The sequence below is a fragment of the Providencia sp. PROV024 genome (assembly GCF_032709665.1).
Lineage (GTDB): Bacteria > Pseudomonadota > Gammaproteobacteria > Enterobacterales > Enterobacteriaceae > Providencia > Providencia huashanensis.
Window position 1 is genome coordinate 2,038,637 of sequence record NZ_CP120545.1, and the last position, 22,777, is coordinate 2,061,413.

General features: G+C 41.6%; 18 protein-coding genes and 1 tRNA gene. 12 read left to right on the forward strand and 7 right to left on the reverse strand.

Annotated features, from left to right (window positions below):
• Nucleotides 1-105 precede the first annotated feature (105 nt).
• The 3 genes from P3L56_RS09445 to P3L56_RS09455 all read right to left on the reverse strand — a co-directional run bounded on the left by P3L56_RS09445 (nt 106) and on the right by P3L56_RS09455 (nt 3,549).
• The gene (locus tag P3L56_RS09445) at nt 106-1,872 is read right to left on the reverse strand and encodes a bifunctional alpha/beta hydrolase/class I SAM-dependent methyltransferase (RefSeq protein ID WP_129465862.1); all 1,767 of its coding nucleotides are present in this window, start codon (nt 1,870-1,872) and stop codon (nt 106-108) included.
• Nucleotides 1,873-1,885: 13 nt separating this feature from the next.
• On the reverse strand, nt 1,886-2,509 hold the full coding sequence (locus P3L56_RS09450) for a CDP-alcohol phosphatidyltransferase family protein (protein WP_210831957.1): 624 nt from the start codon (nt 2,507-2,509) through the stop codon (nt 1,886-1,888).
• A 236-nt stretch (nt 2,510-2,745) separates the two neighbouring features.
• Nucleotides 2,746-3,549, reverse strand: a complete 804-nt coding sequence (locus tag P3L56_RS09455) for a helix-turn-helix domain-containing protein (protein WP_042843927.1) — start codon at nt 3,547-3,549, stop codon at nt 2,746-2,748.
• A gap of 152 nt (nt 3,550-3,701) precedes the next feature.
• Here P3L56_RS09455 and P3L56_RS09460 point away from each other — a divergent pair, with 152 nt between their 5' ends.
• From P3L56_RS09460 to P3L56_RS09480, 5 genes are all read left to right on the forward strand, one after another.
• Nucleotides 3,702-4,652, forward strand: a complete 951-nt coding sequence (locus P3L56_RS09460; protein WP_129465864.1) for a 4-hydroxyproline epimerase — start codon at nt 3,702-3,704, stop codon at nt 4,650-4,652.
• Nucleotides 4,653-4,661: 9 nt separating this feature from the next.
• Complete coding sequence (locus tag P3L56_RS09465; protein WP_166684891.1) at nt 4,662-5,909, forward strand: NAD(P)/FAD-dependent oxidoreductase; 1,248 nt, start codon at nt 4,662-4,664, stop codon at nt 5,907-5,909.
• A gap of 18 nt (nt 5,910-5,927) precedes the next feature.
• Complete coding sequence (dapA, locus tag P3L56_RS09470) at nt 5,928-6,794, forward strand: 4-hydroxy-tetrahydrodipicolinate synthase (RefSeq protein ID WP_131679986.1); 867 nt, start codon at nt 5,928-5,930, stop codon at nt 6,792-6,794.
• Between the two features lie 15 nt (nt 6,795-6,809).
• Nucleotides 6,810-8,294 carry an aldehyde dehydrogenase gene (locus P3L56_RS09475; RefSeq protein ID WP_042843922.1) on the forward strand — a complete coding sequence of 495 codons (1,485 nt, stop codon included), beginning with the start codon at nt 6,810-6,812 and terminating at the stop codon, nt 8,292-8,294.
• 86 nt (nt 8,295-8,380) lie between these two features.
• Nucleotides 8,381-9,898, forward strand: a complete 1,518-nt coding sequence (locus tag P3L56_RS09480; RefSeq protein WP_042843921.1) for an alanine/glycine:cation symporter family protein — start codon at nt 8,381-8,383, stop codon at nt 9,896-9,898.
• Between the two features lie 8 nt (nt 9,899-9,906).
• Here the strand turns inward: P3L56_RS09480 and P3L56_RS09485 are convergent.
• A tRNA-Ser gene (locus P3L56_RS09485) sits at nt 9,907-9,994 on the reverse strand.
• Between the two features lie 351 nt (nt 9,995-10,345).
• Here P3L56_RS09485 and ghrA point away from each other — a divergent pair.
• Both ghrA and P3L56_RS09495 read left to right on the forward strand, forming a co-directional pair.
• A complete protein-coding gene (gene ghrA / locus P3L56_RS09490) occupies nt 10,346-11,287 on the forward strand; it encodes a glyoxylate/hydroxypyruvate reductase GhrA (protein ID WP_129465866.1) in 942 nt (313 codons plus the stop codon).
• Nucleotides 11,288-11,481: 194 nt separating this feature from the next.
• Nucleotides 11,482-12,033, forward strand: a complete 552-nt coding sequence (locus P3L56_RS09495; protein WP_042843919.1) for a molecular chaperone — start codon at nt 11,482-11,484, stop codon at nt 12,031-12,033.
• A 143-nt stretch (nt 12,034-12,176) separates the two neighbouring features.
• Here the strand turns inward: P3L56_RS09495 and P3L56_RS09500 are convergent, their stop codons facing one another.
• Both P3L56_RS09500 and mdtH read right to left on the reverse strand, forming a co-directional pair.
• The gene (locus tag P3L56_RS09500) at nt 12,177-12,737 is read right to left on the reverse strand and encodes a lipoprotein (protein WP_042843917.1); all 561 of its coding nucleotides are present in this window, start codon (nt 12,735-12,737) and stop codon (nt 12,177-12,179) included.
• 38 nt (nt 12,738-12,775) lie between these two features.
• A complete protein-coding gene (gene mdtH, locus P3L56_RS09505) occupies nt 12,776-13,981 on the reverse strand; it encodes a multidrug efflux MFS transporter MdtH (RefSeq protein WP_042843916.1) in 1,206 nt (401 codons plus the stop codon).
• Nucleotides 13,982-14,255: 274 nt separating this feature from the next.
• Here mdtH and rimJ point away from each other — a divergent pair, with 274 nt between their 5' ends.
• Nucleotides 14,256-14,843: a ribosomal protein S5-alanine N-acetyltransferase gene (gene rimJ / locus P3L56_RS09510; RefSeq protein WP_042843915.1), complete on the forward strand. Its 588-nt coding sequence runs from the start codon at nt 14,256-14,258 to the stop codon at nt 14,841-14,843.
• 91 nt (nt 14,844-14,934) lie between these two features.
• Complete coding sequence (gene murJ, locus P3L56_RS09515) at nt 14,935-16,473, forward strand: murein biosynthesis integral membrane protein MurJ (RefSeq protein ID WP_166686503.1); 1,539 nt, start codon at nt 14,935-14,937, stop codon at nt 16,471-16,473.
• Between the two features lie 201 nt (nt 16,474-16,674).
• Here the strand turns inward: murJ and argS are convergent, their stop codons facing one another.
• The gene (gene argS / locus P3L56_RS09520) at nt 16,675-18,405 is read right to left on the reverse strand and encodes an arginine--tRNA ligase (RefSeq protein WP_042843913.1); all 1,731 of its coding nucleotides are present in this window, start codon (nt 18,403-18,405) and stop codon (nt 16,675-16,677) included.
• A gap of 170 nt (nt 18,406-18,575) precedes the next feature.
• Between argS and P3L56_RS09525 the strand changes: the two genes are divergently transcribed.
• The 3 genes from P3L56_RS09525 (at nt 18,576) to P3L56_RS09535 (ending at nt 22,776) form a co-directional block, all read left to right on the forward strand.
• On the forward strand, nt 18,576-19,127 hold the full coding sequence (locus tag P3L56_RS09525; RefSeq protein ID WP_410480080.1) for a VOC family protein: 552 nt from the start codon (nt 18,576-18,578) through the stop codon (nt 19,125-19,127).
• Between the two features lie 182 nt (nt 19,128-19,309).
• Nucleotides 19,310-20,071 carry a copper homeostasis protein CutC gene (gene cutC, locus P3L56_RS09530; RefSeq protein ID WP_042843912.1) on the forward strand — a complete coding sequence of 254 codons (762 nt, stop codon included), beginning with the start codon at nt 19,310-19,312 and terminating at the stop codon, nt 20,069-20,071.
• Nucleotides 20,072-20,352: 281 nt separating this feature from the next.
• Nucleotides 20,353-22,776: a DMSO/selenate family reductase complex A subunit gene (locus tag P3L56_RS09535; RefSeq protein WP_042843911.1), complete on the forward strand. Its 2,424-nt coding sequence runs from the start codon at nt 20,353-20,355 to the stop codon at nt 22,774-22,776.
• Nucleotide 22,777 lies beyond the last annotated feature (1 nt).

Genomic DNA, 22,777 nt, shown 5'->3' on the forward strand with positions numbered 1-22,777 from the left:
TTCATGACATAACAGCGTTGATGTTAACCAATAATGACGGCCGCTAAAGGTAAGTGATTGATGGCGAAATTAATCATACTATCAATCACTTACTATGAAAGTAAATTAGCGGCGTCTAGCTATAGATACACTGAATATACCCCAGTTATCGATAGATTGGTTTAATTTTTCAAAACCTGCCTCTTCAACTAATGTATCCATTTCGCCTTGGCTTCGGCAACGCATTACCCATGCTTGGCCGCCTTGGTGGCTTGGTAGTACGCGCGCGATCATTTCGACTTGGGGGTGCCAAGGCTGGCAAGTATAAATAAGTAAACCGCCTGAAGGTATGGCACGAGAAAGCCCATTTAATGATTGCTTAATTAACTCATTACTGGGGAAAAGCTCATATAAACCACTGACTACACCTATCGTTGGTGATGGTGTTACCGCAGCTAAGGAGTCAGCATCAAATGCATTACCTTCTATAAACTGGATCTTATCCTCAAGGTAACGTTGCTTAATATGTAAACGGCCTTGTTCAACATTGACTGAGCTATAATCGCGTAACAAAACAGATTCGACTTTGCCATAATCATTAATAGCGTCAAAGATATAACGGCCTTGGCCAGCAGCAATATCCATGATCCGAACAGGTATGCCATTTTCGCTTAGCTCACGAATAGCTTGGCGTAAAATGTTTTCAATGTTTACTTTTCGTTGGCGTATTCCTTGCCAGCCAATGCTATTGAGATATTGTCTATCAATAATACGGCCAAATAAGCCTTTTCCTTGGGCTTTATCACGATATACATAATCCAGTGTTGAACCAGAATCAAAGCCTTTGTCATAACCAATACGTATCCCTTCAGAGGCTTTTCCAAGCGTACTCATGGATTTGCTCATGGTTTTATACATAAGGTTTTTAGGGCACCATTTAGGGAGCGGGGTCATTAGAGTGCGGTATTTTTCTGCGCTAACACTCCAGGTGTCTTCATATTGGTAATTATGTTGATAAAGGGGAAAACTAAACAGTTTTTCGACAAAATCCCGAATTTTTTCAATAGGAATATGGCGCTCTTTTTCGCCTAACGTATCGTGATAAAAACCGGGTAACACATGTTTTTCTTTAATTGGTGTATTCAGTTTTTCAAAGAATTGGTGTTGAGGGCGATGGTGAACCACGTGATCACTACCTGAAATAAATAATTGGGTTGGTAATGTAATCGCACCTGCATCTGCGACGATTCTATCGGCCGTTTTGTACAGTTCGAGTAAAATATTAACAGCGATAGGGCGAGTGATTAAAGGGTCACGATTAAACGAATCAATTCTTTGTTGGTCATGGGTGAGAAATTTTGCCTTTACATACGAATTAACATAAAACAAACCACGAGCTTTTTGCATTAAAGCTAAGCCAGTACGTGCAAATGGGACATATAATTTAACTTTAAATGCGGGGGAAGCTAATACCATTGCGCGGATTTTGGGGGCGTAATCATGTACCCAAGAGGAGACGAGCACTGCGCCAACGCTTTGGCCGATAACAATGATATTTTCTAATGGTATCTGATACTGCCTAGATATATAGCGAATAAATTCATCTACATCACTAATAGATGTACTTAATGAGGGGCTATAACCTCTCGGGCCGTCATTTCGACCATGCCCACGAGCATCCCATGCGAACATTGCAAAGTCAGGTAAATTTAATTCATCAACTAAATGAGCCACTCTCCCTGAATGCTCGTGACCGCGATGGAATAAGACAATAGCTTTCTGAGTGGGGGTTTCAGTTGGCCAATAGCGATAAAAAATAGAGGTATGGTCGCTAGTTGTAAAGTGTGATTCGGTAACGGAGCGTTGCGTCAGATAATCTGTCTGAACGTTCATAATTATTCCTTAATTATTTATTATCCAGTGGTGTATTTAACTGAGCAAGTGCTCGCTGGATACGGTTATAGCAGGTATAAAACAGCAACAATGACATAATAACCAACAGGTAAATAACCCAGTTTGATAAGGCTATTTGTGGGAATATGCTCACCAATAACCCTAGAGCCCCAAAAATAAACGCACGGTCACTTTTACCAATAGGGCCGTCATAGCGTCGTGATGCACCAATGGCTTGGGCAATGACACCGATGAACTCGGTTAATACTGACAGTACTAAAATCAATAATATCAACCAGAAGGACGAGTGAAAAATAACAATAAATGGTAGGTATAAAGCGATATCAGAAATGACATCACAGAGCTCATTTAAAAATGCACCAAGGTTGCTTTTTTGCTGATGTTCTCTGGCTAGCATGCCATCAATCGCATTCAATGCCATCCGAATAAACAAAATAAAAGGTAATAAAGCAAACAAGTGAGGGTTGGGGAAGAAAAATAAAACAGCACCGACCATTACGGATAAAAGTAACGCGGCTATAGTCACTTGGTTTGCTGTCACACCGGCTTTAAATAAGTAACGTACTAGCGGGCGGAGTAGATCTTGAAATTTAGGTTTCAGATCATAAATTGTCATTGGTTTATCCTTTCCTATCACTGCGAATAGTATGCAGGTTTGTGACATATCAATACGCGATCCATCTTAAGCCACAATAAGAGCTATCTTAAGTTAATATTATAGAAAAGGGAGAATAGAGTAGAAATTGAGATTGAGTGTTAACTAACTCATTGAATTAAAATATAAAATAAACATTATCAATGAATGTTAAATAACTTTCATTATCTAATCTTTACTGAGTAGTTCAGTATTAATTAGGCAATTATTTTTTGTCTGTCTATGGCTGCTCGCATCCGTTTAAATTGGCTAGGCGTCATGGTTGTCATTTCTTTGAATTTACGGCAAAACGCACTGTGATCAGCATAGGCACATTTACTGGAAATCTCAGTGATTGAATAATTATCCTCTAATAATTCAATAGCATGTTCAAGACGCTTTTTTTGAATATATTGCTGAGGAGTGATCAAGAAAATAGCTTTAAATTGGCGATTCAATTGGGATAGAGATAAGCCGGAAATTTCCGCAAGCGTTGTCATTTTAATCGCAGTATCAAAGTTATCGCTAATGTAGCGTTCAACTCGACTAAGTTGGTTGTTTAGTTTTGGACTCACTGATTTCGCGTCTTGAAGGTCAACTGAAATACCAGCAACCCCAATGACTTGGTTATTCGTATTAAAAATAGGAACTTTAGTGGTTAAACACCAACCCAGTAAACCTACTTTATAGAGATGAAGTTCAAGTTTATTGATGACACTAATTTTCTTTTCCATAACTAAATAATCTTGTGAACTATAACTTTGGCCTAACTCAGAATGGAAAATATCTTCAGCGCTTTTACCTACTACATGGTTAACATGCTCAATTTTACAGCGAGTGGCTAAATTATCATTCGCAAGTAAATACTTTGCATTATGGTCTTTCACAAAGAAAGTCACATTAGGCAATGTATTTATAAGAGGCATCACTAAACCTAGGTGATTTAGCAAAGTATCAATATTATCAACGGGAAAAAGCATATTTTCCTGACTAATCAATAATAATTTATTTAAATTGATCATGCTGTTCTCCGGTTCTTAAATTAATTTAACTAATTTTCTTAAATATTTTGAGATTGTGCAGAAAAACGCATAAGTTGATTGGAAAGATATCAAGAGTTGTTAACAAAAATCAAGCATTCTATTAACAATTAAAGTGGATAGGGTGCTAACAAATGCAATCTCATTATAAAAAAATTGAAGTTATAGATTCTCATACCGCCGGAGAACCAACGCGTTTAGTGATCGGCGGTTTCCCTGAGTTGGGAAATGAAAGTATAGCTGCACGATTAGAGTTACTGCGTGAGCATCATGATGATTGGCGTCGTACAACCATTTTAGAGCCTCGAGGTAACGATATTCTTGTCGGCGCACTCCTATGTAAGCCGCAAAACCCAGCTGCCGCAGCTGGTGTTATTTTCTTCAACAATGAAGGTTACTTAGGCATGTGCGGTCACGGCACAATTGGCTTAGTCGCGTCATTGCATTTTTTAGGGCAGATTTCATATGGAAAACACTTAATTGAAACCCCCGTAGGCGAAGTCACCGCCGAGTTACATCAGGATGGCAGTGTGAGTATTCAAAATGTTTATTCATATCGTTATCGTAAAGGTGTACAGATTGATGTCCCTGAAGTTGGCACCATCACTGGAGATATCGCTTGGGGAGGGAATTGGTTTTTCTTAGTTGAAAATTCGCCTGTTGCAGTCAATTTTCAACAAGTAAACCTACTGACAGAAATCTGTTTAAAAATAAAACAAGCCTTATTAGACCAAAAAGTTTTTGGTAAAGATAACCAAGAAATTGACCATATTGAGTTATTTAGTTCACACCCAACAGCGAACAGTCAAAGTTTTGTTCTTTGCCCTGGGGGCGCTTATGACCGTTCACCTTGTGGTACGGGAACAAGTGCAAAACTAGCTTGCCTTGCTGCGGATAAAAAATTAGTGGCTGGTGAAGTGTGGCATCAAGCCAGTGTTATCGGAAGCCAATTTCAAGCTAGTTTTCAGCATGCTGATGCGAATGGGATTATCCCTACGATTAGAGGCAACGCTTACATTAGTGGTCAAAATACCTTGCTTATTGATGAGCAAGACCCATTCCGTTTTGGCATTTCGGTTTCGTAGGGGAATGGTATGGCTTATCAATATCCTGTAGTCGTGATCGGTGGTGGTATTATTGGCTTAAGTATTGCACTAAGTGTGCAAGCTAATGGTACGGATGTGTTGCTCATTGATAAACATGAAATTGGCTCTGGAGCTTCGTTTGGTAATGCAGGGCATATTGCAACTGAACAGGTATTTCCTATTGCCGACCCTGCAGTGTTAAAATCCATTCCGAAAATGCTTCTCGACCCGCTTGGGCCCTTACGTTTAGATTGGCGCTACTTATTACCGTTAACACCATGGTTATGTAAGCTGGTGGGTAATATGCGTCACAAGCCTTTTACACACATCCACCGTACATTGACCACGTTGAATCGTGCTGCTTTTGATTCGTGGCAAACTTTTATTCAAAAATGGCAACTTAGTGACCTTGTTAAAATGGAAGGGTCGTTATTGGTTGCAGAAAAAAATGAAACCCTTGATAAGCTGGGTGAACATAGTGAATACCTTACAAAAATTGGTGTTAAAAACCAATTAATTCAACAAGCTGAACTATTGCAGCGTGAGCCAGCTCTATCAACAAGCCAGTTGGGAGGGATTTTCTACCCTGATACTGGGCATGTTATTGATTTAGCAGAATTGCACTCAAGGCTCACTCAGTCGTTTATCAATTTGGGTGGCCGAGTGTTAACCCACTGTGAAGTAACGCAAATTACTTCAACTTCAAATTTGGAAGCGACAGTAACAACAACGCAAGGCGTATTTTCAGGACGAAAAGTCGTGATCGCAGGCGGCGCATTTTCTAAATCATTAGTCAGAATGGTCAGTCGCATTAATGTGCCGCTAGAAACTGAGCGGGGTTATCATTTAATGTTGCCGCAGGAGGGGCGGCGGCTGAATATTCCTGTTTCAAGTATGGATAGGCGTTTTATTATGACCCCAATGGCTGGGGGATTACGCCTTGCGGGTACTGTTGAATATGCAGGGTTAAAACGACCGCCGAATATGCAACGTGCTCATCATTTTCTTCCCTTAGCAGAGCCGATGCTAACCACCCCGCTTAATAGCCAAGAATCAACGCCGTGGATGGGGTTTCGCCCTTCCACATCAGATTCTTTACCCGTAATTGACCACAAAGGCCCGTATATCTTTGCCTTTGGGCACCAACACCTAGGGTTAACCCAAGCGGCTATCACCGCAGATATAGTTAATTGTTTTATTCATGAACAGCCGACAGCCGTCGATTGTAGTCCGTTTTCTATTGAGCGTTTTCTTTAAATTTTGAGGATAATTCAAATGAACTTTCATGGCATTCTTGTACCATTAGTCACTCCATTTCACGATGATTTATCATTAAATATTAGTGGATTAGCAGAACTAACGGAGCAGTTAATTGCAAAGGGCGTCACTGGTTTAGTCGTGTGCGGAACAACGGGTGAATATTACGCATTAAATGAAGATGAACGCCAAACCGTATTATCAACGGTCAGCAAAATCGCCAAAGGGCGTGTGACACTAATTGCTGGCATTAACGATTTGTCAACCGAGGGAGCAATCGCACGTGCTGAACAAGCGAAAAACCTCGGTTATGAAGGTTTAATGTTATCACCGCCTCCGTATAGTCTACCCGATCAACAAGGGGTATATGCCCACTATGAAAAAGTAGCAAAATCAACCCCATTACCCATTATTATGTACAATTTCCCTGCTCGTATTGGTATAGAAATTGAAATTGATACGGTGATGAAGTTGGCAGAAATTGACAACATTGTCGCTATCAAAGAGAGCAGCGGTAGTTTTAGCCGCGCACTTCATTTACTCCAAACGTCATTTAAAAACTTTGAAGTGATCTGCGGTTGTGATGACCAGCCTGTGGACTTTTTCTTCTGGGGCTCTAAAAGTTGGATTGCTGGAGCAGGTAATGTATTCCCATCTGAACAGGTGGCAATTTATGAGGCTGCTCAATTAGGGGATTGGGATAAAGCCAAGCAAATTATGAAGACCATATACCCAGCAATTTATTCTATGGAATCAGGTGATTATAACCAAAAAGCTAAAGCTGGCTGCTTAAATGGCTCATTTAATGCGGGGCCTGTTCGCTTGCCATTATCAAATTTAGCAACTGCAGCACGTAATGAATTTATCAAATTAGTCAAATCGTAGCTGGGGGATCTCAGAATGAAAATCACTCAAGAACAGGTATTCGAACGCGCTAATCAAGGGAAATTATGGGCGGGCAATTTGATTGAAGGGTATGCAAATCATAATAATAAGTTAGAAAACCGTACGCCGATTGATAATAGCCTCATTGGGTATATCGCAGATGGGGATGCCCAAGATATTGAAGCTGCGGTAAGAGTGGCTCGCAACACGTTTGAAAAGGGAATTTGGCGTGACCTATCCCCTCAAGAACGTAAAGCTGTAATGCTTAAATGGGCTGATCTTATTAGCCTGCACAGCGAGGAGTTAGCTGCGTTGGATTGTGTTGATGCAGGTAAACCAATAACTGAATGTTTAAATACGGATTTACCCGCCACCATTGAAACTTTCTATTGGTATGCTGAAACTCTCGACAAGCTGTTTGGTAAAATTGCACCAACTAGTCAGCAAGAGCTAGGGCTGATTGTTAATGAGCCTATTGGCGTGGTTGGGGCAGTACTTCCGTGGAATTTCCCAGCACAAATGTTTGCATGGAAGGTTGCGCCAGCTCTTGCTGTGGGTAATTCTGTGGTGGTCAAACCGGCGGAGCTAACATCGTTAAGTGCTTATCGTTTGGTCGAGCTTGCCTATGAAGCGGGTGTTCCTAAAGGGGCACTAAGCCTTGTATGCGGCTTAGGGGAAAAAGTCGGTGAGGCACTTGGGCGGCACAATGATGTTGATGTTGTTTCCTTTACTGGTTCAACTGAGGTAGGGCGCCTGTTTCTAAAGTATTCGGCTGAAAGTAACTTAAAAGAAATTATTCTTGAGTGTGGTGGTAAAAGCCCGCAACTTGTGTTCGAAGATGCAGATATAGAGGCTGCAATTCCGCATATCTTGGCCGCTGCATTTTGGAATATGAGTGAAAACTGTAGCTGTGGTTCTCGTCTGATAGTACATGAAAGTATTAAGCAGCCACTATTAGCAAAGCTAACGATGGCACTGAAAGAATGGAAATTGGGTGATCCACGACAGGCTGAGGTGTCAATAGGGCCTATGATTGAACAAGCGCATTTTGAGAAGGTTCAATCGTTTTTAGACATAACAATAAAAGAAGGAGGTCAACTCGTTACAGGTGGAAAAGTCCATCATGAGATAGGTTCAGGCTGGTATCTTGAGCCGACAATTTTTGATGAAGTTACTCCCCAAATGTCACTGTTTAAACATGAGGTGTTCGGGCCCATTTTAGCAGTCACTTCATTTAAAAATGATGATGAAGCAATTGCTTTAGCGAATGATACGCACTACGGCTTAGCGGCCTCGTTTTATAGTCAGAATATTCATCGAGTTATGCATGTTGCCCGTCGTATTAATGCAGGAACGGTTTCGGTAAACGGATTCAGTGAGGGTAGTATCGCTACGCCGTTTGGAGGTTTCCGGCAATCAGGCTTTGGCGGTAAAGATAATGGGTTAGAGGCTTTCGAACAATATACACAAAAGAAAGTTATCTGGTTTATTCACCAATAAATAACGTTGACCTGAGCTCTAAGGGCTCAGGTTTTTTTTCCCCTGCAAACACACAATAAACAATTACAATAACGAAGGAGTACAAAATGGAAGCCATCGTTAATACAATCGTTGGTTACATCTGGGGTAATGCATTAGTCATATTATCGCTAGGTGTGGGGCTTTACTTTACTTTAGCGACACGTGGAGTACAGTTTCGCTATATCATCAAAATGGTTTGTTTATTAAAGGAAAATAAAGCATCAAAGGATGGGATTTCTTCATTCCAAGCATTTTGCTTAGCTTTATCTGGTCGCGTTGGTGTTGGTAATATTGCTGGGGTCGCAACCGCCGTTGCCGCGGGTGGTCCCGGTGCTATTTTTTGGATGGTAGTCATGGGGCTATTAGGAGGGGCTAGTGCTTTTATTGAGTCAACATTAGCTCAGATTTATAAGCAACGTTCTGATGGCCAATATCGAGGCGGCTCCCCTTACTACATTGAAAAAGGTTTAAAGTTAAAACCGTTTGCAATCGTGGTGGCTGCTGTCATTTGTTTATCTTATGGGATATTAGTTCCTGGTATTCAAGCCAATACCATCGCAGATGCTTTCCAAACATCTTTCAATCTCCCTCCGATTGTGACAGGTGTAATCGTCACTGTGCTAATGGCGTGGTTAATCTTTGGTGGCGTCAAGCGTATTGCGAGTGCTGCGGATAAAATTGTGCCGATTATGGCTCTTGCTTATATCGTGATGATGGTGATTATTTTAGGTAGCCATTATGAGAAAGTCCCAGCAATGTTTAGCTTGATATTCCGTAGTGCAATGGGGATGGATGCTGTTTTTGGTGGAATTATCGGTACTGCGGTTTCATGGGGGGTACGCCGAGCTGTTTTTTCTAATGTTGCTGGTGCAGGTGAGGCAACATTCAGTTCTGCGGCGGCTGAAGTGAGCCATCCGGTTAAACAAGGTTTGATCCAAGCCTTTTCAATCTATATTGATACAGTTGTGGTATGCACGGCTTCAGGGTTGATGATCCTCGTGACCAATATGTACAATGTGTTCCCTGACGGTTCTGCAACAGCATTAGTTGAATATGTCCCAGGAGTGGCCGCAGGAACGGCGTGGACACAAATGGCGGTATCCACAGTATTTACTTCAGCCGGGTCAGGGTTTGTTTCAATTGCCGTATTCCTTTTCGCTTTCACAACACTGATGGCTTACTATTATATTGCAGAAACAACCATCGTTTACCTTGATAGGAAGCTGTCTTATCCAGTACTCAAATTGATCCTTAAGTTTGTATTTTTAATTATCGTCTTTATGGGAAGTGTGGAGTCAGTTAGCCTAATGTGGAGTTTAGGCGATATTGGCTTTGGTAGTATGAGTTATCTCAATTTAATCGCGATAGTCTTTCTTTCGAAACCTGCATTGCGTGCTTTACGGGATTATGAACGACAAGAAAAACTGGGAATTGACCCTGTTTTCGACCCAAAAGTAGCAGGGGTGGAAAATGCTGAACTTTGGGAAGACATTAGCCGCGAGTACCATGAAAGAGGTATCGGTATTGGCCCTAAAAATGGGCAAGAAAAGGAAGTTTTGTATAAAGAAGAAAGGGAAAACTAGAAGAAAAATGGCGGTGAGGGAGGGATTCGAACCCTCGATACGTTGCCGTATACACACTTTCCAGGCGTGCTCCTTCAGCCTCTCGGACACCTCACCGTTTTTCTAAATCTGTACTGCTATATCCGTTGTGGAGTAGGTAATAAAAACCTGCTCTGCAACGGGGCGCTACTATAGGGAAAATAGCGTCTTGCGTCAACTATCTATTTATTCTTTTTCCCACATTTATGGTTGTTTAGCTAAATAAAAATCAATTTGATTATTATCTAATCTTAATTGTTATATTTTAGGGTGACTGATATTTGTTATGTTAATTTTGAACTGCAAGAAGGGAGAGTGAAAACCGTTAGCTAGTTAACAAAATTCTTATAGAGTGAGCTGTATAAGGTTGATTAACTTGAAAAGAAAAGCCATTCGGCACACTCTGTTAGAAACCGAAGAGGAGTCGCCATGAATATTTTATTTTACCATCCATTTTTTGATTCAAAACAGTGGATTGAAGGCATGCGTGCTAGATTACCACAAGCTAATATTCGTCAATGGGAAAAAGGGGATAATCAAGCAGCTGATTATGCCATGGTTTGGTTACCCCCTTATGAGTGTTTAGCTGGGCGCAGTGATTTAAAAGGGATTTTTGCATTAGGTGCAGGTGTCGACGCTATTTTAAAACAGGAGCACGATAACCCTGGGACATTACCGGCTGGGGTGCCTGTTATGCGGTTAGAAGATACGGGGATGGCGATTCAAATGGAAGAATATGCCTGTGCGAAAGTCTTATCTTACTTCCGTCGTATGGATGAATACCGGCAGTTACAATCACAGCGCCAATGGAAACAATTGCCAGCGTATCAACATGACGAATTTGTTATTGGTGTGATGGGGGCTGGTGCTCTAGGGCAAGCGGTGGCTAAGCGCCTAGTTAGCTTTGGTTTCCACGTCAAAACATGGAGCCGCTCTGAAAAACACCTTGATAAAGTGAAGAGTTATTATGGCCATGAGCAGCTTGCAAGCTTCCTTGCAGGAACTCGTGTGGTGATCAACCTATTACCAAGTACTCCTGAAACGGTTGGTATTCTCAACCAGCAATTATTTAGCCAGCTACAAAAAGGCGCATATGTGATTAACTTAGCACGTGGCGCACATTTAATTGAACAAGATTTACTCTCAGCGCTTGATTCAGGGCAAATTGCTGGTGCGGCGCTAGATGTGTTTGCTAGCGAGCCATTATCGCAAATGCACCCATTTTGGACACATCCACGCATTGCCATTACGCCACATGTCGCGGCGTTTACGCTACCTAATGAAGCGATGGATATGATTACCAGTAATATTCAGCGTATCGAAGCGGGTGAAGCCCCAGTCGGTGTTGTTGATATGCAGCGCGGTTATTAATTACTGTTCTGTTATTGCGAGTGGGGCGGTGTATACCAAGAGCCACTCGCTATTATCTTGTTTCTATTTATTCACCTGTCGAGGTTATTCCTCTTTTTCTTACCTAATATATTTCCTATTTTTTCGATATACTAAAAGATCATTGCGTTGGTCACGACGATGTGGCTATTGATTTGTAAAATAGGAAAATGTATATGAACGAATTTTCAATCGTTTGCCGTATTTTAGGCACACTATTTCAACGTAGCCCTGATGACAGCCTAGTTAAACCGCTGATTGACCTGATCGCACAAGATAAACTGAAAGCATCATGGCCATTAGAGCAAGATGAACTTTGGTCTCGTATGTCAACAGGGTTAGATGTCAAAGCCATTAGTGCGGATTATCATGCGTTATTTACGGGTGAAGTGCCGGCAGTATCAATGCTAGCGAATGATTACGACTCCGAAATCACTGAGGCAGAGGTCCGTGAGTTTTTAACGGTGAGAGGCATGTCTTTAACCGATGCACCAACAGACGCATTTGGGGCTTTATTACTGGCAGCATCGTGGTTGGAAGACCAAGCAGCGGAAGATGAAATAGCCGCTCAAGAAGAGTTATTCGATAGTTATATCCTAAGTTGGTATGGTACTTTTTTAGGTAAAGTTGAAGCTCACGCCAAAACGGCATTTTATCGTACGCTGGCACAAATTACTCGTGACGCTGTTATTGCTTTACGTGATGAGTTGGATTCAGAAATAGAGTGATTGTGACAGGGTCACATCAGGAGAGGCCGGTTTTAGCCTATTATTCTCATGCATTGATTAATATTTTTGATTGAACTAGAAAGGCAACAGATTTCTCTGTTGCCTTAAATGCGTTTCTCAATCGAAATAATTTATGGTGATAACTAATCAACTAATGGAATGACCAGTTTACCGGGTTTTATTTCTAAGCCTTTCGCTAATTTTTTAGCGGTTGCCTCAGCTGCACCGTTATCTGGGTTTAATACATAAACAGGCTGAGTTTCGAAAAATGTTTCAAGGGAGCTATTCAAATAAGGGATAACGGCTGACATTGCGGTGTCCATTTTTTCTGGCATCACCGTATATTGGCTAATATTTAATTCTTTTAGGTAAATAGAGCCTGTTTGTGCGTCAAAGTATGGGCGGGCGGTCAGCGTGAGGTTAATTTGCGCTTCCGCTTTACCAATCAGGGAGTCTAATTTAACGGTTGCATCCCCAGTTAGTGCTATCTTCCCCGGTTCACTGCGGCCAATTTCTGATTTTAAATTCGCCAGTTGAATATCCGCATCTGCAAAGCCGGTTACCCCAACCTTGTGGTCGTATTTTACTTTGTTCGCCAGATAGTTATTAATTTGTGATTCACTAATACTGAATTCAGATAATTGACTACAGCCAGTCAACAAAGTGAGAAAGCCAATCATTGTCGCCAATAAAAATTTTTTCATAATGACTCCTTTTACAATAATACTGCTAGTTTAGCGTATTACTGCCCACTCAACATGACTGTTTCTATTTTTTTACGATTAAATTGCTTGTGGAGTGCCCATAAAGTAATAAAGCCGATAATGCCTAATAAAAACCACGGTAGTTGCGGCATATTCCATTGATGGCCAATATCATACATCCAGCCGCCTCCGGTATAACCGACGGCTCCTCCTAATGCTAAGCCTAAGCGGCTAAACCCCATATAACTGCCACGAGCACGAGGATCTGCGAGAGAAGCACTGAGAGTTTCTCTAGCGGGGTCAGCGGTAACGGTTCCAAGATAAAACAGGCAAATAAGTGCAAATAATGTATTGAGCGAAGTTGTCATTCCAATTGGGAACATGCTGATGCTCATCAAAAATAAGCCGGCCATCAGGCGTTGTTCAAGGCGGAAATGTTTTTCACTCCAGCGCGCAATCGGGTAGAGCAATGTTAAAGATATCGCGGCTTCGATAGCGTACATCCATTTGACCGCGGTTGGTGTCCCTGCCAATTCATTAACAACAATAGGAAACATTAACATAACTTGCACAGATAACATGAAGTAACCCGCTAGAGTTACAACATAAGTGACAAAACGTTTATCTTTTAATACCCGAGCCATACCTTCTTTTATTGGGGTTCTAACGGTTGAAATGCGGTAAGCAGGTAATAACCAAGCGTTACAAATAGCCGCAATAACAAAGACAGCGGCTCCTACCCAGCAAACATAGTGGAAGTCGTATTGTAAAAGCCAGCTCCCAATTAAGGCACCAATTACTGCCCCAGCGCTGTCTTGCATTAACAGCAAAGAATAGAAGCGCCCACGTTCGTAAGGACGAGTTAATTTGATCACAAGCGCAGTTCTGGGTGGGTCAAACAGGGTGCCGCCAAGAGCTGAAAGTACACAGGATAGCCATAAAACCCACGGGTCATGGGCAACTGCCATGACGGCGAACCCGCTAGCACGCAACAGCATTCCAATTACAATCATGGGCTTGGCGCCAAAACGGTCAGCGATAGCTCCCCCAAAAATACCTAAACCTTGCTGTACAAATTGCCTAAGGCCTAAGGCAAAACCAACGATTACGGCTGCCCAACCTAGCTGGTCAACAAATCGAATTGAAATAAGGGGAAAAACGACAAAAAACCCGAGAACAACTAACATGTTGTCGAATAAAAGGAAATACTTACCAAGGCTTCTTGCCCGTGACACCTGCGCCATGACACACCATTAGAAAAATAGCCAAGAGGGATGGAACCTTAATGTTACTTGTCAATAATATCAGTATAATATGAGGCAATAGATGATATTTTTTTATCGTGGGTAAAGGTGGTTATTGATGATTTATTTTTATCGATAAATAGCCGCCATATTTTGCATCGCAGTGTTATTGGTTGCGTTAAACAAGTCTAGTCACATATTTATGTATGCTCCTAGGTCTTTAAATTACAATCTAGAACAGTTGTCAGGGTTTATTATTAATTAAGGGTTAACGATGTTTGGTTATCGTTCAAATGTACCTAAAGTACGTCTTATTACTGATAGAATGATTATTCGTTTGACTTATGAACGTGATAATTATCGACTTGCTGATTATTATAGTTTGAATAAAGATTTTTTGATGCCGTGGGAACCAACGCGGGATAATTCACATTATCAACCCGCAGGTTGGCAAAACCGGTTACAAGTGATGAATGAAATGCACCGTGAAGGAAGTGCTTATCATTTTCTTTTACTAGATAAAGAAGAAAATGAAGTGATGGGGGTTGCTAACTTTAGTAATGTCCTACGAGGTTCATTTCATGCATGTTATTTAGGGTATTCCTTAGGTGAGAAATGGCAAGGTCATGGCTTGATGTATGAGGCATTAACGCAAGTGACGCGTTATATGCAAAAGCATCAAAAAATGCACCGTATTATGGCTAATTATATGCCTCATAATATGCGTAGTGGTAACCTTCTGGCGAGGTTGGGCTTTGAACGTGAAGGTTATGCAAGGCAGTACTTACAAATCAATGGTGAATGGCGAGATCATGTCTTGACGGCATTAACCGATGATGCGTGGGGACGCCATAAAGTTTAAATACCTAAACTCCTAATTTACCTTTCAATCGTAGTCAGTAGCAGCGGGCGCTGTTAAACTGATACGATTGTATTCTTTTAGTTTATCAATCATGAATTTATTAAAATCGCTAGCAGCTGTAAGCTCAATGACCATGATGTCCCGTGTGCTTGGGTTTATTCGTGATGCTATCATTGCTCGGGTTTTTGGCGCTGGGGCTGCAGCTGATGCCTTTTTTGTCGCGTTTAAATTACCAAATTTATTGCGTCGGATTTTTGCAGAAGGCGCGTTTTCTCAAGCTTTCGTTCCTATATTAGCTGAATATAAAAATCAGCAAGGCGAAGAGGCAACTCGTACATTTGTTGCTTATATTGCAGGGATGCTAACACTGGCACTGGCAATTGTGACGGTGGCTGGTATGGTGGCGGCACCTTGGATTATTTATGTAACTGCCCCAGGGTTTACCGATGATGCGGGTAAATTTGCCCTAACAACGGATTTACTTCGTGTCACTTTTCCGTATATCTTTTTGATTTCACTCGCCTCATTAGCGGGAGCAATCCTGAATACTTGGAACCGTTTTTCTGTTCCAGCCTTTGCCCCAACCTTGCTCAATGTCAGCATGATCATTTTTGCTGCTTTTGCTGCCCCTTATTTTGATCCACCGATTATGTCTCTTGCATGGGCAGTACTTGTGGGTGGGGTTTTACAGTTAGTCTATCAGCTACCTTATTTAAAAAAGGTTGGTATGTTAGTTCTGCCACGTCTTTCATTTCGAGATAGCGGCGTTTGGCGTGTAATGAAAATGATGGGACCCGCTATTATTGGGGTATCTGTCGCGCAAATCTCATTAATTATTAATACTATTTTTGCTTCATTTTTGCAGTCAGGCTCGGTTTCTTGGATGTACTATGCAGACCGCCTGATGGAGTTACCGTCTGGTGTACTCGGGGTCGCCTTAGGGACTATTCTGCTGCCGTCGTTGGCGAAAAGTTTCACAAGCGGTAACCAGAATGAATATCGTCAGTTAATGGATTGGGGGTTGCGTCTTTGTCTACTATTGGCGCTACCTTGTGCTCTTGGGTTAGCAATATTATCTGAAGCGTTAACGGTTTCTCTTTTCCAATATGGCAATTTTACAGCTCATGATTCTTTGATGACACAATATGCTTTAGTGGCTTACTGTGTGGGTTTGACAGGGATGATTTTAGTGAAAATTTTAGCGCCGGGGTTTTATTCACGCCAAGATATTCGCACACCAGTTAAAATTGCTATCGTGACTTTAATATTAACTCAATTGATGAACTTGGCTTTTATTGGGCCACTCCAGCATGCTGGCTTAGCCTTGTCTATTGGCTTAGCAGCGTGCTTCAATGCCGGTGTTCTGTATTGGCAATTACGTAAACAAGATATTTTCCAACCTCTAGCTGGCTGGAAAGGTTTTCTATTTAAATTATTAGTTGCTTTAGTGGTAATGGGGTTTGTGTTATTTGGTGTATTGCACTTTATGCCATCATGGCAAGAAGGGAATATGCTAATGCGCATGCTACGTTTAATTATGGTGGTGGTTATTGGTGCGGCTAGTTATTTTATTGCCTTGTTCGCCCTCGGTTTTCGGCCACGTGATTTTATGAAACGCAGTATCGCTTAAGCTGTAAATCGGACTAATGTTGAAAGGCCCAATCAATGTATTGGGCTTTTTTGTTGCTTTTTTCGCGAGCCTTATCATTTGTTTTTATGATGAGGTTGGTAATTCCATCAATGAAATCTAGAAAAGTGACAAAGAGTTTAGTCTCTAAGCATAAAAAAACAGCCCACATAGTGGGCTGTTTTTTGGGCTTGATAGCCACAATTACATTCTTTCAACGGTTTCTATACCAAGTGTATCTAAACCAGTTTTCAGTGTTTTTTGTGTTAATGCTGCAAGTTTCAGGCGGCTTTGACGTTGATTTTCGTTTTCCGCTGACAGAATAGGGCAATGCTCGTAGAAACTTGAGAATAACCCAGCCAATTCGTATAAATAGGCACACATAACATGAGGAGTTCCTTCCCTTGCTACTGTCAGGATGGTTTCTTCAAACTGTAATAACCGTGTTGCTAGTGCAATTTCACGTGGATCTTGTAATGAAATCGGTAAAGTGAGGTCAGTGTGGCTTAAGTTAGCCTTTTTGAAGATAGAGGCCACACGCGTATAAGCATATTGCATGTAAGGAGCTGTATTTCCTTCGAAGGCTAGCATGTTATCCCAATCAAAAATGTAATCTGTGGTTCTATTTTTTGACAGGTCAGCATACTTAACCGCACCAATGCCCACAACATTTGCAACATTGACCAGCTCGTCCTCTGGCATTTCAGGGTTTTTCTCGCGGATCAGGTTTTGTGCGCGTTCAATAGCCTCATCAAGTAAGTCAGATAAACGTACCGTTCCGCCTGTGCGAGTCTTAAATGGTTTACCATCTTTACCCAACATCATACCAAACATATGGTGTTCCAAAGACATGGATTCAGGGATGTAACCGGCTTTGCGCACGATAGTCCATGCTTGCATTAAATGTTGATGTTGGCGTGAGTCAATATAATACAGCGAACGGTCAGCATGTAGGGTTTCATAGCGGTATTTGGCACAAGCAATATCTGTGGTGGTGTATAAGAAGCCGCCGTCTTTCTTCTGAACTATTACCCCCATAGGCTCGCCTTCCTTGTTTTTAAACTCATCAAGAAAGACAACCGTCGCCCCTTCGCTTTCAACCGCAAGGCCTTTTGCTTTTAAGTCCGCGACAATATTAGGTAACATGCTGTTATATAAGCTTTCACCCATCACGTCATCTTCAGTTAATGTGACGTTTAAACGACGGTAAGTTTGTTGATTTTGTTGCATGGTGATATCAACCAATTTACGCCACATTTGGCGGCAGTATTCATCACCTGACTGAAGTTTTACTACGTAGCCACGGGCACGCACGGCAAACTCTTCATCTTCGTCGTAATGCTTTTTCGCTTCACGGTAAAACGCTTCGAGGTCAGCAAGGGCCATATCACTTGCATCTTCGTTTTGTACTTTTTCAAGGTAGGCAATTAACATACCAAATTGCGTACCCCAATCACCTACGTGGTTGGCACGGATCACTTTATGACCAAGATATTCTTGAGTACGCGCGGCAGCGTCACCAATGATAGTTGAACGTAAATGACCAACGTGCATTTGTTTTGCAACATTTGGTGCGGAGTAGTCAATAACAATCGTTTCAGGTTTAACGGGTGCGATGCCTAACCGTTGTGAAGTTAAAGCGTCTTCGATATGTTTCTCTATCCAAGTCGGTTCAAGGAAAATATTAATAAACCCAGGACCTGCAATTTCGATTTTGCTTGCAACCCCGTCCAAATCAAGGTGATTAACAACCTGCTCAGCAAGTTGTCTCGGAGCCATCCCCATTTTTTTAGCAGCGCCCATTACCCCGTTGGCTTGATAATCGCCAAACTGAGCCTTCGCGGACTGACGTACCAGCGCGTCACTGCCTTCTGGAGCACCTGCTGCTAGCATTGCAGCACCAATTTTATCTGAAAGAATCGCCTGAATATTCACCGAAATACCTTAAATTACGAACATAGTTACCGCATTGTGCCATCACATGCGCAGAACTAAAAGGTGGAAGAGAAAAATCGGCAGGTTTTATACCACATTTTAGGGCTCTCATGCTACAGTCTGCGCCATTGTTTAGGGGATTAGTTTTATTGAAAGGGGCTTTTGGCGTCATGAAATTGAGTGAAGTTTCACAATTACAAGATTTATGGGACGATTTACCTGTATTTAGGAATAAATTACAGCAGATGGCTGAGGAATTAAATTTATCCTTGTCATCATATCTTATTGACCATATCTCAGTACGTTGCCATCAGATTAACACCGCAGAACGTTGGCACCAAGGTTTAATACAGTGCGCGCAACTGGTGTCAGATAACCTTATCAATGGCCGCCCAATACGTTTATATGAGCTAGCAGAGCCGATTAGTATTGCACAGCAGGATGTTTATATTATTGAGCTTCCATTCCCTAAAGATAAAATCTACCCAAAAGAAAGTTGGGAACATATTGAGATGGTCATTGATGTTGAGCCTTCACAATTAGAAATGGCAGCACGTGCTCTACTGCCAGACCCTCTACCTTATGGCTACAGGACCAAAGTAAGTCAACCCAAAGGCCAGCAAGAAAGGTTGCCTAATCCAACATTAGCAGTGTCAAATGGCGAGATAACGGTTAAATACCATCCATTTTCGCTAAAAAAGATAATTGAAAGTGAAAAATAAGTGATACAAGTAACGTTATTGATCAATAGTCCCCGTTAACTTTTCGGGGTGTGATATCCATCCGATAACATTCACTGATTAATGGCATTATTAATTCAAGTGTTAACGTTTAACATTATAACCCTACTGTTATTGTAGGGTATTTAAAGCATTAGCTTTATTGCCACTTTTTGGAGGTCATCATGGCAAAACTGGAAATTTGCTGTTTCGGGATCGAATGTGCCCAAGTGGCGCAAGAATATGGTGCGGATCGTATCGAATTGTGCTCTGGCGCCGCAGATGGTGGGCTGACACCAAGTTATGGTTATCTGAAATTAGCAAGGGAAAAACTTTATATTCCAGTTCATCCTATTATTCGTCCTCGGGGTGGTGATTTTTGTTATAACGTTAGTGAGTTTGATGTTATTTGTGAAGATTTAGTCATGATTAAAGAAATGGGGTTTCCTGGGGCAGTCGTGGGAGTCCTTGATACAGAGGGACGTATTGACATTAACCGAATGCAGGTACTAATGGAAATAGCACAGGGAATGAATATCACATTCCACCGCGCATTTGATATGTGTATCAACCCAATGCTTGGACTAGAACAGTTAAAAGAGCTAGGTGTTGCACGGATATTAACTTCTGGCCAACAACAAGGTGCAGAATTGGGCTTACCTCTCCTGAAAGAACTGCATGAAAAAAGCCGTCAGATGGATGGGCCGAAAATCATGGCCGGGGCTGGCGTTCGTTTAGCTAATTTAAGTAAGTTTATCGAAATAGGTTTGACCGAAGTCCATAGCTCAGCGGGTAAAACCGTCCCTTCAACGATGAATTATCGTAAAGTCGGTGTCACAATGGCATCAAATAGTGAAAGTGACGAATTTACTCATTATTGTGTCGATGGGCCAACGGTAGAAGCGATGAAAGACTTTATTTCTATTACAGAAAAAGCCTCTGCGTAGCTGATAATTTAAGGCATTCAACAATACGGTATTTAGGTGTTGTTTATAAGATAAGGAAAATCAATGAATTGGTTTTCCTTATTGCTTTTGCGCTTTTTAGCAGTTAATTCATTAATAAATACCGCTTAATACCGTAAATAATATGATTTATTTGCTATTAATGGTGTGATTATCGGTTGTGTTGATGCATATCAATTAACCATGTTTTTTATATGGCTACTATTTAATTACTATAAAAATACGATGTAATTCAATTTATAATAATAAAAGGTAGCAATGTAATGATTAACAATATCAGAAAAAAAGCGCTGAGTAGGCGGCAATTTATTCAAGCCTCTGCATCAGTCGCGACCACAACGGCCATTGTCAGTTCCATTACTTTACCTTTCTCTGCTCAAGCAACACCACCAGTTACCATTCAACCTGATGAAATCAATGAAACGATTAAATACAGCGCATGTTTAGTGAACTGTGGGAGCAGGTGCCCGTTAAAAGTGCATGTGAAGGATGATGTAATTACCCGAATCTCCAATGAGACTATGTATGATGACTCGCAATTTGGTTTACATCAAATACGCCCATGCTTAAGAGGGCGCTCTGTTCGTTGGAAAACCTACAACCCAGATAGACTGAAGTACCCGCTATTACGTACAGGAAAGCGCGGAGAAGGGAAATTTAAACGTATCACTTGGGATGAAGCAACAACAATAGTGGCACAAAAACTACGTTCTACTATTGATACTTATGGTAATGAAGCTATTTATTACCAATATGGTTCAGGCTCGACAGGAGCAAATTTACAAGGGCGTAATGCTTGTAAGCGCCTATTAAGCCAACTGGGTGGGTTCCTTGACCAACATGGTACCTATTCAACCGCACAAATAAACGGTGTTATTCCCTATGTTTATGGGAAATTAGACGACTCACTGTTGTCTGAAATTGCGAATAGCGATTTAGTGGTGATGTTCGGTCATAATATTGCAGAAACACGCATGTCAGGTGGTGGGCAATTTTATGAAACCCTCCATGCATTAGAAAAAAGCAAAGCTAAAGTGATTATTATTGACCCACGCCGGACAGATAGTGTGACAACACTTGGCGCTGAGTGGATACCTATTTACCCCGGGACAGATGGGGCTTTGGTTGCTGCAATCATCCATACTTTAATTAAAGAACAGCTAACTGATGAGGCATTCTTAGCCCAATACTGTGTTGGTTGGGATAGCCAAACATTGCCTGAGTCTGCGCCAAAAAATGGCTCTTATAAAGATTATATTTTAGGCAAAGGTGATGATGGCATAGAAAAGACCCCTGAATGGGCGAGCCGAATTACTGGCGTTTCAGCTACCCGTATTGTTCAACTAGCTCGTGAATTAGGGAATGCTAAAGCAGCGTGGATCTCTCAAGGTTGGGGGCTGCAAAGAACAGCGTCAGGCGAGCAGGCTTCTCGCGCAGTGATGATGCTGCCCATTGTTACGGGCCATATTGGCCGTCCTGGTACCAACGCCGGAGGATGGGGCGGTAATGTTGCTTATTCAGTGCCAGGGTTTGCTATTCCTAACCCAGTCAAGACTAAAATCCCTTGTTTTATGTGGACGGATGCCATTGCCCGTGGAACGGAGATGACAGCAACAAATTCGACGCTTATCGGTAAAGAGCGCCTCGAAACAAATGTAAAATTCTTATGGCATTACGCAAGCAATGTTACTGGCAATCAACACTCTGATTTAAATAAAACTCACAACATTTTGACGGATGAGTCTTTGTGTGAATTTATCCTTGTTTGGGACACACATATGACGCCATCGACAAAATATGCAGATTTGATCTTACCTGATGTCACGAGCGTAGAGTCTAATGACCTGATCAATAATTCCTATGCAAGTGGTGCATATCATTATGCAATTCGCCTGCAAAACGCGATTACGCCATTATGGGAGTGCCGCCAATCTTATGATGTACTGGCTGATATTGCGCAAAAACTAGGTATTAAAGAGCAATTTACCGAAGGGCGTACCCATGAGCAGTGGATTGAGTACTGCTACAATCAAATGCGCGAGAAAAACCCGCATTTACCGACATTTGAAGAAACAAATGATATGGGAATTGTCGATAGAAAACTGGCGAATAGTGCGGACTATATTGCATTAAAATCATTCCGTGACTCACCAGAAACGGCTCCTCTACCGACACCATCAGGGAAAATTGAGATCTATTCAGAACGGTTAGCGAAGATAGCGAAAGAGTGGGAATACCCGTCAGACCAACGCATTCCAGCAGTACCTGAATATTGCGTAAATACAGAAGGTGTTGAAAACAAACAAGCTAAACAAAAATATCCGCTACAAATGACCGGCTACCATGATAAGGGCCATGCGCATTCGTCTTATTTTAATATTGCAATATTGCGAGAAGCGGTACCCCATCAATATTGGATTAACCCAATCGATGCTTCTGCTAGAGGGATCAAGGATGGTGATAATACCGAAATATTTAATGACCGCGGGCGAATGTATATCAAAGCTAAAGTCACTGAGCGTGTTTTACCGGGGGTTATTGCTGTTCCACAAGGTGCTTGGCGTGAAGTGAATGATGAGGGTGTTGATATTGGTGGATGTATTAATACATTAACCACCCAACAGCCATCGGCCTTAGTGAAGGGTAACCCTCAACATACTAACTTAGTTGACGTAAAACGTGCATAAG

What these genes read in the sequence shown, in the direction of transcription:
- P3L56_RS09475 (WP_042843922.1), top strand. Translation starts at nt 6,810, where the DNA reads ATGAAAATCACTCAAGAACAGGTATTCGAACGCGCTAATCAAGGGAAA.
- dapA (WP_131679986.1), top strand. Translation starts at nt 5,928, where the DNA reads ATGAACTTTCATGGCATTCTTGTACCATTAGTCACTCCATTTCACGAT.
- ghrA (WP_129465866.1), top strand. Translation starts at nt 10,346, where the DNA reads ATGAATATTTTATTTTACCATCCATTTTTTGATTCAAAACAGTGGATT.
- mdtH (WP_042843916.1), bottom strand. Translation starts at nt 13,981, where the DNA reads ATGGCGCAGGTGTCACGGGCAAGAAGCCTTGGTAAGTATTTCCTTTTA.
- P3L56_RS09450 (WP_210831957.1), bottom strand. Translation starts at nt 2,509, where the DNA reads ATGACAATTTATGATCTGAAACCTAAATTTCAAGATCTACTCCGCCCG.
- P3L56_RS09535 (WP_042843911.1), top strand. Translation starts at nt 20,353, where the DNA reads ATGATTAACAATATCAGAAAAAAAGCGCTGAGTAGGCGGCAATTTATT.
- P3L56_RS09460 (WP_129465864.1), top strand. Translation starts at nt 3,702, where the DNA reads ATGCAATCTCATTATAAAAAAATTGAAGTTATAGATTCTCATACCGCC.
- P3L56_RS09465 (WP_166684891.1), top strand. Translation starts at nt 4,662, where the DNA reads ATGGCTTATCAATATCCTGTAGTCGTGATCGGTGGTGGTATTATTGGC.
- rimJ (WP_042843915.1), top strand. Translation starts at nt 14,256, where the DNA reads ATGTTTGGTTATCGTTCAAATGTACCTAAAGTACGTCTTATTACTGAT.
- P3L56_RS09445 (WP_129465862.1), bottom strand. Translation starts at nt 1,872, where the DNA reads ATGAACGTTCAGACAGATTATCTGACGCAACGCTCCGTTACCGAATCA.
- P3L56_RS09500 (WP_042843917.1), bottom strand. Translation starts at nt 12,737, where the DNA reads ATGAAAAAATTTTTATTGGCGACAATGATTGGCTTTCTCACTTTGTTG.
- P3L56_RS09495 (WP_042843919.1), top strand. Translation starts at nt 11,482, where the DNA reads ATGAACGAATTTTCAATCGTTTGCCGTATTTTAGGCACACTATTTCAA.
- P3L56_RS09455 (WP_042843927.1), bottom strand. Translation starts at nt 3,549, where the DNA reads ATGATCAATTTAAATAAATTATTATTGATTAGTCAGGAAAATATGCTT.
- murJ (WP_166686503.1), top strand. Translation starts at nt 14,935, where the DNA reads ATGAATTTATTAAAATCGCTAGCAGCTGTAAGCTCAATGACCATGATG.
- P3L56_RS09480 (WP_042843921.1), top strand. Translation starts at nt 8,381, where the DNA reads ATGGAAGCCATCGTTAATACAATCGTTGGTTACATCTGGGGTAATGCA.
- P3L56_RS09525 (WP_410480080.1), top strand. Translation starts at nt 18,576, where the DNA reads ATGAAATTGAGTGAAGTTTCACAATTACAAGATTTATGGGACGATTTA.
- cutC (WP_042843912.1), top strand. Translation starts at nt 19,310, where the DNA reads ATGGCAAAACTGGAAATTTGCTGTTTCGGGATCGAATGTGCCCAAGTG.